Below are 2,577 nucleotides of genomic sequence, written 5' to 3' on the forward strand. Positions count from 1 at the left end.
ACGCACCGGCCGCGGATTCCGCAACGCGGAGAACTACCGGACGCGTATCCTGCTCACCAGCGCCGCGAGAACCGTAGCGTGAATACCCGCCACAGCAGGGTCATTCACCACGAACCGCGAAGAGCCGATTAAGGACCACCCTATTGACCTCACACAGAGCCTCACGCAGAGCACTGGCACTCACCTCGCTTCTGACCATCGGCGCACTCGGCCTCGCCGGATGCTCGGGCGCGGCGGACGGGCCCGCGCTCGAGTCCGACGAGCAGCAGCAGTCCCAGGAGCAGGAGCCCGCCGAGGAACAGCTCGCGTTCGAGCGCGATGACCTCGGTGACCTGCCCGACGACGTCTTCGGTGACGTCGTCTGGGCCCACGACCTCGGTCTCATGGCCGGTGAGGTCGGATTCGTCCAGGGCGACCGCACCTTCGTGGTCCGCAACGGCGACGCTGCAGGCGAGAAGGTCCTCGTGGCCCTCGACGCGGACGGCCAGGAGGTCTGGACGACGGACTTCGCTGAAGACTCAGGTCACTTCCTGGGTGGTCACTTCGCCGTCCTCAACGAGGGAGGCTCCGAGTCCGAGGGGCTCACCCAGACCGAGAAGGTCGACACGGTTCAGCTGCTGTCCTACGACGACGGCAGCGTCGCCGACGAGTTCGACGACGTGCGCATCTCGAAGGGCTGGCTCATGTCGAGAAAGGATGATGGCTCCGGCGGTGATGACGACATGTCGGCCTTCTACGATGAGAACACTGGTGAGAAGAGCCCCTACGGGATGTCTAAGCCGCCTGGTGGTACACCGGATGATCCGCTTCCCGTCGCTGGTGTGCCGAATCCGGATGGCAAGCTGAGGGATCTGTCCTATCACATGCGTGTGCCGAGTCTCGGGCTCGCCTTCCTGTCGCATTCGATCAACAGCCCGGAACCGATCACGGCCGCGGACGTGGATACGGGCGAGGTCCGCTATACGTTCGAGTGCATGGACCAGTTCACCGGTGGTGGTGACGGAAGCTTCGGAACACGCAGTCCCAACGGTGAGTACGCGGTCTACGGCAACGTCGTCGTCTCGGCCGATGAGGGTCATTGCTACGGCGACCAATCCTCCGGTGAGCGGACCCCGAAGCTCAGTGCCGTCGATGACTCCGGTCTCGCCTTCGGGAAAGTCGAGGCTGACCCCGATGTCAAGGAGTCGGCGATCATGATCGACTTCGGTGCACCGGGTGTCGAGGGTGTTCTCTACGATGGCGCTGCTCCGCTGGGCGTCATGGACGGCGGGATCGCTGTCTTCCAGGTCTACACCGAAGAGGGCAGCTTCGTCGTCGGAGTCGAGCTGCGGTAACCCGAACTACGCCAACGACCCTCGCGCTGTTCTCAGAACGGCGCGAGGGTTGTGCTTTTCCCGTCACTGCGGCGGTTTCGGCGCCTGCCAGTCCTTGCGCCCGGCAGAGGGGCGCTTGACCGACGATGCAGGCTCAAGCAGGTACTCGGCCCACTTCTGCACGAGCTGGCCGGCGATGTCGTCGGCCTCCTTCATCTGCTCCCGGCTCGGCTGCTCCGGCCACGGCAGAGCCAGGTCCGCCGCGGCCGGCCGCAATGATTCGAGGAACAGCCTGTGCAGGATGAACTGCCGCTGCTGCTGCAGGTACTTCAGCCTGCGCTGCTCGCGTTCCCGGCGCGTTGCGATGCGATCGTACTGCGCGAGCTGCTCCTTGTGCTCGCGCAGCGCACGCTCGTGCCCCCGCACCACCCGCTGCCGACGTGCCAGCTCCTCGGCGTCGAGGTCGGGCTCCGGCACCGCGGCCGGCTCCTCGACCACGGGCTCGGGCTCCGGTGCCAGTGCGCGAAACGCCGGAGCGGGCCGGGGCACCTCCTCCTGCTCTGCCTCGGGCTCGGGAGCCGCCTGCTGCGGCGGATCCTGCTCCTCGTCGCTCTGCGGAGCCGCCACGGGGCGGCCGAGGCGCGCGACGATCTCCTCGTAGCCGTACGCGGTGCCGAGGCCCTGACGGCCGCCCGCACGGGCACGGTGGGGCTTACCGTCCTGCCCGGCGAACTCGTAGGCGAGCCCGCGCTTCTGGGCGTGCTTTTCCGTGACGACGACGCCGTCGGCGGCCATGCGCTCCTTGAAATCCTCGAAGTCTGAGGCCGCCGCCGCGTGCTCGTCAATCCGCTCCTTGAGGTCATCCCGCCAGACGTACCTACCCTCGTCCCGCCGGCGCTCGTCGCTCGGGATCATGTGGTCCGAGCCGGCGTGCGCCTTCATGTGCGCTTCGTTGTCGAAGCCGCGGCGGTCGAGCAGCACCTCGTCAAGCATGTTGCGCGACGTGAATACGTGCCGTTGGGACTCGTGCAGCGCGTAGCCGGCGGGCCGCACCGTGCCGTCGTACAGCCGCGAGGGGCCATGCCCGACGTTCGCTGTGGCGACGTGGGCGTGCCAGAGCCCGGCGCGGCCGTCCTGCTGCACGACGACGAGCGAGGCATGACCGCTGTAGGCGCGCTCGGCGAAGGCCCGCGCGTCGTCGAGCACCATGCGTCCTGCGTCGGGATCGTCGGGGTCTGCCTCGTCGCGGCTGTACGACAGGATC

1 protein-coding gene and 1 pseudogene are annotated in these 2,577 nt (G+C 67.4%); one reads left to right on the forward strand and one right to left on the reverse strand.

The features are described 5' to 3' along the window. Positions 1-143: 143 nt before the first annotated feature. Entirely contained in the window at positions 144-1,334 is a 1,191-nt protein-coding gene (locus tag BSP109_RS16430; protein WP_101602034.1) for a hypothetical protein, read from the forward strand. Positions 1,335-1,397: 63 nt separating this feature from the next. Here the strand turns inward: BSP109_RS16430 and BSP109_RS17155 are convergent. Next, positions 1,398-2,577, reverse strand: a pseudogene (locus BSP109_RS17155) (relaxase/mobilization nuclease domain-containing protein); the annotation flags it as partial.

Origin of the sequence: Brevibacterium sp. Mu109 (assembly GCF_900169375.1) — a bacterium.
GTDB lineage: Bacteria > Actinomycetota > Actinomycetes > Actinomycetales > Brevibacteriaceae > Brevibacterium > Brevibacterium yomogidense_A.